7 protein-coding genes and 1 pseudogene are annotated in these 7,594 nt (G+C 42.2%); all 8 read left to right on the top strand.

Annotated features, from left to right (window positions below):
* Window positions 1-125: 125 nt before the first annotated feature.
* Window positions 126-540, top strand: a pseudogene (locus F6J99_RS38205) (transposase); the annotation flags it as partial.
* 504 nt (window positions 541-1,044) lie between these two features.
* The gene (locus tag F6J99_RS38200; RefSeq protein WP_293121148.1) at window positions 1,045-1,419 is read left to right on the top strand and encodes a hypothetical protein; all 375 of its coding nucleotides are present in this window, start codon (window positions 1,045-1,047) and stop codon (window positions 1,417-1,419) included.
* A 208-nt stretch (window positions 1,420-1,627) separates the two neighbouring features.
* Complete coding sequence (locus tag F6J99_RS38195) at window positions 1,628-1,903, top strand: hypothetical protein (RefSeq protein ID WP_293121146.1); 276 nt, start codon at window positions 1,628-1,630, stop codon at window positions 1,901-1,903.
* Window positions 1,900-2,271 carry a clan AA aspartic protease gene (locus F6J99_RS38190; RefSeq protein WP_293121144.1) on the top strand — a complete coding sequence of 124 codons (372 nt, stop codon included), beginning with the start codon at window positions 1,900-1,902 and terminating at the stop codon, window positions 2,269-2,271. Before F6J99_RS38195 ends, F6J99_RS38190 begins: the two co-directional genes overlap by 4 nt.
* 685 nt (window positions 2,272-2,956) lie before the next feature.
* Entirely contained in the window at window positions 2,957-3,355 is a 399-nt protein-coding gene (locus F6J99_RS38185; protein ID WP_293121142.1) for a hypothetical protein, read from the top strand.
* Window positions 3,356-3,532: 177 nt separating this feature from the next.
* Complete coding sequence (gene dcm, locus F6J99_RS38180; protein WP_293121140.1) at window positions 3,533-4,657, top strand: DNA (cytosine-5-)-methyltransferase; 1,125 nt, start codon at window positions 3,533-3,535, stop codon at window positions 4,655-4,657.
* Window positions 4,658-5,191: 534 nt separating this feature from the next.
* Window positions 5,192-6,364, top strand: coding sequence for a sugar-transfer associated ATP-grasp domain-containing protein (locus F6J99_RS38175; RefSeq protein WP_293121138.1), 1,173 nt, complete (start codon window positions 5,192-5,194; stop codon window positions 6,362-6,364).
* 425 nt (window positions 6,365-6,789) lie between these two features.
* Window positions 6,790-7,506: a hypothetical protein gene (locus F6J99_RS38170; RefSeq protein ID WP_293121136.1), complete on the top strand. Its 717-nt coding sequence runs from the start codon at window positions 6,790-6,792 to the stop codon at window positions 7,504-7,506.
* The last annotated feature ends 88 nt before the right edge of the window (window positions 7,507-7,594 follow it).

Raw genomic sequence — 7,594 nt, 5'->3', positions numbered from 1 at the left:
CCCGTTCTAGTGTAAAGAGGTACCAATGAAAAAATGGTTCCTATCACGAGGAGCCGGATGAGGGGAAACTCTCACGTCCGGTTTTGAAGACGAGTCAGTGAGGTGACTCACTGGCTTAGTTTAATAAGAATCTGGTAAAAAATCACTGTCTCGCTAAGTCCATCAATGACGCTGGTTGGTATCAATTCAGGAAATGGTTAGAGCACTTTGGAGCTAAATTTGGCAGGATGACTGTTGCTGTCAATCCTGCCTACACTAGCCAGAATTGCTCTGAATGCGGTGAAACTGTCAAGAAATCGCTATCTACTAGGACTCATGTCTGTGAATGTGGGTGCGAACTTGATAGAGACCATAACGCCGCCATTAATATCCGAAATCGAGCCATAAGTACGACGGGGCACGTCGGAACTTGGATTATTAATCCGTTCGCGTAGCGTCGGCTTCGCCGATACGCTTCAGGAGATTTGGCCTCTACTGTTCTTGATTCCGGTCAGGAACAGCCACGCCGAGTCATTGAGTGAAGAATCCCCGTCTCTTTAGAGCGGGGAGTGTCAACGACTGGAATTTTAAGTAAGCTCATGAGGGATGCTAATCTAAGCGAAGAAGACTTGAGCAAGTGAAGTTGTGTTTACTATTGGTCAAACATCTATCTGGAACGAATAGTGCTTAGGCAGCCCCGCTATACCAAAGAAGAATTCGCTCAACGAGGCAATCATCTTGGCATTGCTGAGGGTCGGAATGAATATGAGTGGGGTGGGCATCCTGCCTGCGTGAATATTGTAACTTTCTTGATTGCTCGGACCTCGCGAGTAGGGACAGATTTTCACAGGGCACTGATATCTTAAAGTAGCTTAATGATTATTCATAAATTGCTAAAGTGTACAGTAATTACGCAACAATAACTTAACAATTTCTGCGCTTTTTTTTTCATAAAATATGCCAAAATTACATGGGCAGTGTCAGTTCTGCTCAGCATAGTTTTAGAAAGGTTAACTCTAAAAGACTTCTTTCGCTTTTCTCATTTCACATTTTAAGGAGGAAATTATGAAGCGAGTTGCGATATTTTTGATGTCTTTGATGGCGGCACTGGTACTTATTGCTACCCCAGCTCATGCGTCGATTCAAGCAGGCATTATTGAGCTGTGTTCACCAGGCCCAGTGGTAACAGCAAATAAAGACACAAGCACATTTAAACAAGTGTTGTTCGCAGAGCCATTTCGGGAAGGCTCAAATGTGATCGTGATTCCAATGGTTCAAACCTTTAATGGAGCAGATACCCCTGGTGTCAGGATCGCAGATGTAACCACGAAGGGCTTTAAGTTCAAAATGAACGAATTAGTTCGGGGTGGTCCAAGGCAGGCTCTGTCAGATGGAGGACATACAAAAGAAACCATAGGTTGGATGGCTGTCAGTTTCTAATCGCTCTTAGGGTTTTTTTCTGACCTCCGTCGCCTGTGCCCGATCCATGGGGCACAGGCGATTTCAGTATTTGGTTCGGAGTTGCCTGAAGACTAAGCAAACTAGAAAAAATCCAAAGGGATGATCAGCGAATAACTATCAAAATTACGTCTACCAGCTTCCAAGCTATAATCACCATAGACGCTGATCTTGAAAAGAGGTCAAAGGAATGGTGCTTCGGCAGCCCCGCTATAGCAAAGAAGAATTCGCCCAACGAGGCAATCATATTTATGAGATTCAAGTACGTCCTTTGGTTGAAAAAGGCAATTATGGAAAAATCGTAGCGATCGACATTGAAACGGGAGCTTTTGAACTTGCCGATACTCCGATCGCGGCCACTGATCAACTCTATGAGCGATACCCTGATGCCCAACCTTGGGTAATTCGGATCGGACATCGTGCAGTTTATCGTTTTGGTTCTCGGAGCTTGAAGAAATTGGTATGATGCAAGGCTTTGTCAACCAAAATTGTGAAGCTATCATTCCGATTGTAGTGAGTCATGCCAATAGTCCCAAACAGATGGTTGAGGCCGTAATTGATACAGGCTTCACAGGCTTTCTGTCTCTTCCACCTTCCACAATCTCGTCTCTTGGTTTACCCTGGATTTTTCGTGACATTGGAACATTAGGTGATGGTAGTGAAGTTATCTTTGAAATGTATCGTGCAACAGTGATCTGGGATGGTAAAAATCAAGTGATTGATGTAGCGGAATCAGAAGCAGAACCGCTGATTGGAATGAGTTTACTATATGGGTTTAAAGTGCAAATTGAAGCTATTGAAGGTGGACTAATTACTATTGAAGCCTTAAAATAGCGGTTTTGAGGGCGACGGCATTCTTGTGGTGCCTAATTAACCTAAGATTCCGATGAAGGTCACATGCAGAGCAAACATAGTTTTCCCACCGAGTACTTGAACTATACTGGTCGCGACGACCTGTTAAGTGGCGGTGTGAAGATGATACCCATCGACACATCGAAGGGAACCTTCCAGGTCTGGACCAAGCGAATTGGCAATCATCCGACGATGAAGGTACTGCTCCTCCATGGCGGGCCGGGTATGACCCATGAATACCTAGAGGCATTCGACAGTTACCAAAAAAATGGGTAATCGCACCCCGTCCTTCGTTCGACGGCAATTCTAAGAGACAATGGGATTGAAAGTTGGCACCTTGTGTGCTACACTAAAAGTATAATCAATAGACTGTAGTAGCTAGATACTGTCTAAACATAAGTAGGCAACGTAAAAAATATGTAAGAGATACATATTGCGTAATTTGGTCTAACGACTTAAATGTCTATGAAAAATTTAGATAAAAAAGTATCTAGTTAAAGCGATGCAGCGCGGTCTTGGGGGTTTCCCCCATGAGCGACTGCATCAAGACATAGATGTTGAAAAGGTACGGTGGGGCACACCGAAACCTAGGTCATAGACCAAATACGCTTGTGGAGAGGAGACCTCTATTTTTCCTGGCTCCGGCCTGGTTAAACAAGTCACCCCGTTGAAGCAAGAATCCTCATCCTTCCAGGGCGGGGAGTGTCAACATGTCCTGCGTATGCCATCGGAAGATTGGCCGGATCCATTGAACCGTAGTTTTAAGCACCTAAATCCGGATATCTATGTCCCGATGCAAGGACCATCCGAGCTGGGTCTTAAAGGCAAACTCATAGATTGGGATCGTTCTGGTGACCTAGGGCAAATCGAAGTGCCAAGTCTGGTTATTGGTGCCCAATACGATACGATGGATCCTGAATACATGGAATGGATGGCGGTCGCGATGCAGAATGGCCGTTACCTCCACTGCTCAAATGGTAGCCACCTAGCACTCTACGATGACCAGCAAGTATATTTCCAAGGTCTGATCCAGTTCATCCAGGACGTAGATGCAGGCCATTTCTGAGTAATTGTGAGCACTGATCTTCGATTGGAAATCTGAGGTTTGGTTTTTCTGCCTCATGTGGTAATATCGGATGGCTTGAGTTTTGAGGTGGTTTGTTCTGAGAGTGGGTTTCGCGCCGCTGACCTTAACCGTTAGACTTTGCTGAGTCTCGGTAGATGGTCTTGCAGAACTGTTAACATGGAACTTTCATTCACAAGTCTTTTTTCTGGTGCAGGGGGCTTAGATCTCGGCTTTGAAATGGCTGGTTTTAAACATCTATACTCCATAGATATTGATACATGGAGCGTTAAAACACTCCGTAATAATCGACCTGAATGGGATGTTAAAGAAGCTGATATTCGAGAACTATCAGAAAGAGATTTACCTGATAGTGATGTAATTTTAGCAGGCGTTCCATGTCAGGGCTTTTCACTGGGCGGGAATCGAAAGGAAAATGACGAGAGGAATTTTCTGTTTCAAGAAGTTGTCCGAATGGCAAAGATCAAGAAGCCTCGCTTTATCGTAATTGAGAATGTTCTAAATCTCAGGACAATGAAAGAACCAAAAAGTGGAAAGCCTTTTATTGAGGTAATTTCAGAGCATTTCAAGAGTCTTGGATACTACATAAAATATAATGTCTTCAGAGTATCTGGTTTTGGAGTGCCTCAAACGAGAAGAAGATTTATTTTTATTGCCAGCTTCGACCGATTTCCCTCAGCTTTTCACTGGCCCACGCCAGAGCATGATACACCAGCATCAGCATATTTAGCTGATCTGGCTGTCAATCCATTTATTTCCCTTCCTAATCATTGTCCTGAATGGGGCTTCAAAAGCCGTGTTCATGAGGAGACTGGAAAGGCATTTGATCCTACTGAGACCCCTGTACCATGTAGATTCTCTCGAACTGGATCTGACGGACACCCAATAAGATCTTTGGATGCCCCATTTCCTGCTATTGATACTGGAACTATTTGGGGGTGGGCTCAGGGAAATGTGGTGGCAGAAAGAAAGGAAAAAGATCGCGTCAATGGGCAATTTGTCAGGAATCCAAATATTAGCTTAAAGCTCTGGCGTATCAGTGCAAGCCGTCTTCGACGCTTTACTAATCGTGAATATGCCCGACTTCAAACTTTCCCAGACTCATGGGTATTTCATGGAGGAAATAAACGTCATGTCCACCAGCAGATTGGCAACGCTGTTCCTGTACAATTCGCCTATCGAGTTGCCTGTTTTATTCAAGCAGTTTACCAAGCACAGTGTTTAGGCCAACCAATGAATTTATTTACTAATAATACGCTATTACAACTGGAATTAAATTTATAACTCAATAATTTGGTATGATCAAGCCAATTCGTAGGTTGGTTTGAAGGACAAAGTCCAACAAAAGCGCGGCCATCCCTAGCCATGTTAAAAGGGTGACAATGGGCATGTAGAAGCTGGAGATTATTATAGGAATTCCCAGTTAGGCTCCCAGTTACCACCGTTTTACCCCGCTTTACGGATTGGCAACTATTCGCGCTTTGTAGCGGTAATCCTGTCACACCAGCACTAGGGCAGAGGGACTTTCACTATTACAGTTATTCAGTTACAAGGTGCGAGTCCTTGCAATTTTTCCCTAAGTCATAATAGCCTAATTTAGGATGAACGAATCGTACACACCTGGCTGCACCTGACGCTTGGTATTTCAAGGCGTCCGGACACATTTGTCAGACTTGGGTGCGCAGGTAAACCCCACCGTTAGACGGAATGGGAGCACATTTCCAAGCTGACAAAAGAGCGCCGCTAAATATTTGGCATTTTGGTACATCATCCAGAAATCAAGCCTAATTTTATGGAGAATTGTTTGTTTAAAGCTTAATGTATAACCTTAATTGTTTTTTTAAAGCTGCTAATGTTTCACAGCGCCCAATCCTAGAAATTGCCTTGGAAGCTTTGAGGCTCCGATTCTCTTACCCTTATCTCGATCTATCCGAGTATCTAGATTTTCAACTATACCTTAATGACCTTACTTTCTCCGAAAAGGCAGCCTTTTGTGGACATCGCATGCAATCTACTCTTATAGAGATAGTAGTCGATGAATACTCTAAATTTATGGCTATTGACAAGGTAACAATGTACTTCTTGTTTCGTGCTAGTGGTTTTCCGACACCCGAGATTCATGCAATTTATCGGTCTCGTCGCCCAAGTGTTTTACTAAATATTGCTACACCACAAGACCTTGAAGACTACCTTAGAAAGCCAGGATCATTGCCGATTTACTTTAAGCGGTCTTCAGGTTCCTATGGTCACGGTAATACCTTGGCTGATCACTTAAATGGCGACATGCTCCACCTTGGTACGGGTTCTTCAGAACCACTCAGGGATTTTTGCTGCTCCCTTGATGACGGAGGAACCCTGGGATGGATTTTGCAGGAACCTCTCACTGCTCATTCTGAAATTGCTGAGATCTCTGGTACAGAGAAAATTTCGAGCATCAGAATACACACCATTTTATTGGACTCTGGCCCGCAAATAATGAAAGCAATCTTTAAAGTAAATGTGGGCAATTTAGACTGTGACAATTTTGATCATGGTAAAACTGGAAATCTGTTGGGGGCTGTAGATATCAAAACGGGTAAAATCTTCCGGATTATCTCTGGTACTGGCCTGGATCAAATTGAAAATCCTTTACATCCGAAAACCGGCAGGAATCTAATTGGATTTGAGCTCCCCTACTGGAACAAGGTAGTCGAACTTGTACTCGAAGCACATCTGGCATTTCCAGGCTATCTTTGTCCTGGTTGGGATGTTGCTATTTGTGAGACTGGACCAACAATACTTGAGCTTAATTACTTTGGTGATCTGAAGCTTTCTCAGCATGCCTATCGGCGTGGATTTATCGATCCAGAATTCATGAATTTTCTCCAGATTTGGAAAATTAATAAAATGCTCTACATGACACCAAAAAGAAGACGAAAACTCCTAGCTTCATCTGGGGCATCCTTAATTAAGGGACATGTTGGCATAAAAAGACATCATTGGCAATGGTAATTAATACCAATTTTTCAGGTTTAAAAAAAGTTAGCAAGCAAGTAATTAATTATTTAATAAATAAAAAAATTAAAATTATATCTCCAAAGGCGTCATTTTATGAGTATTATACCCTTTATTCTCCTAAGCCCAGGGTAAGCGCAAGAAAAAATGGATCATAATGTGCATTGGTTGGATATCGGTTGATCGTGGTTTGAAACCCCTATAATCTCGTATAACTGTACTCGCAATAGAGTTAAATTGTTGAGAATAACCTAGGTTTTTTCTCAATAAGCCACAGCTTATTGATTCTTGCGCTTACCCTGCTCCTAAGCCTTATAACGATATAGCGCTACGCCCTATACAATAGTGTTCAGCAAAATCCGTATAAAGCCAACAGGTATATTTAGTCAGTGAACTTGACAAACTATCGATTGAAAATCTAAATGAAATCATTCAACCTAACTGAGCTTGCCAATAAATACCAATCGGATAAAGGAACTGAGTATTTCGATAAACATGGCTACACGCTCATATATGAAACGTTGTTTTGGCCCCTCAAATCTAAACCTATCACCTTCTTAGAAATTGGATTATGTATTGGTGGTCCCGAGTTCGGTGATCACTTGTTAAGTCGAATACCAACTGACATGCCATCAATTCGCCTGTGGACAGACTATTTTGAGAATGGGCATGTTTATGGTTTTGATATTAATGATTTTAGTCATTTAGAATCAGAAGTTAGAAACTTTAAATTTGTCAAGGGTGATTTAAGTTGCCAAAATGATATTACCAATTTGGTGAAGGTGACAGCTCAGCTTGAAGGCAAGCAAAATTTAGTTGTTTACGATGTGATCTTGGATGACGCATCACACGCTTCTTTTCATCAACAACAAGCTTTTGCTCTGTTATTTCCTTCCTTGAAACCAAATGGTATTTACATTATTGAGGACTTACATTGGCAAAGTCCAAGTTACGAAGATAAACTTCCAGATCTGCCTAAAACTATCGAATTATTGGTGCATTTGAAAAATATTAAGAATGGCTCTGGGGTGTTATCAAATAACTATTTATTCCGAAATGAAATTATGAATTTTATTGAAGACATTAAATCAATTGAATTTTATTGTGATCAAAAGCTAGCTATTATTACTAAAACTTAACAAAACAATATAGCAGTGGAAGTAAAGCTTAAGACATCTTCTGCTCCCTGCTCCCTGCTCCCTGCTCCCTGCTCCCTGCTCCCTGCTA

This window comes from Moorena sp. SIO4G3 (genome assembly GCF_010692305.1).
Classification (GTDB): Bacteria; Cyanobacteriota; Cyanobacteriia; order Cyanobacteriales; family Coleofasciculaceae; genus Moorena; species Moorena producens_A.
This window is presented reverse-complemented; position numbering and strand designations above follow the sequence as displayed.

Excerpts from the sequence above, each read along its gene's own strand:
- F6J99_RS38200 (WP_293121148.1), top strand. The coding sequence starts at position 1,045 with ATGAAGCGAGTTGCGATATTTTTGATGTCTTTGATGGCGGCACTGGTA.
- F6J99_RS38195 (WP_293121146.1), top strand. The coding sequence starts at position 1,628 with ATGGTGCTTCGGCAGCCCCGCTATAGCAAAGAAGAATTCGCCCAACGA.
- F6J99_RS38190 (WP_293121144.1), top strand. The coding sequence starts at position 1,900 with ATGATGCAAGGCTTTGTCAACCAAAATTGTGAAGCTATCATTCCGATT.
- dcm (WP_293121140.1), top strand. The coding sequence starts at position 3,533 with ATGGAACTTTCATTCACAAGTCTTTTTTCTGGTGCAGGGGGCTTAGAT.
- F6J99_RS38175 (WP_293121138.1), top strand. The coding sequence starts at position 5,192 with ATGTATAACCTTAATTGTTTTTTTAAAGCTGCTAATGTTTCACAGCGC.
- F6J99_RS38170 (WP_293121136.1), top strand. The coding sequence starts at position 6,790 with ATGAAATCATTCAACCTAACTGAGCTTGCCAATAAATACCAATCGGAT.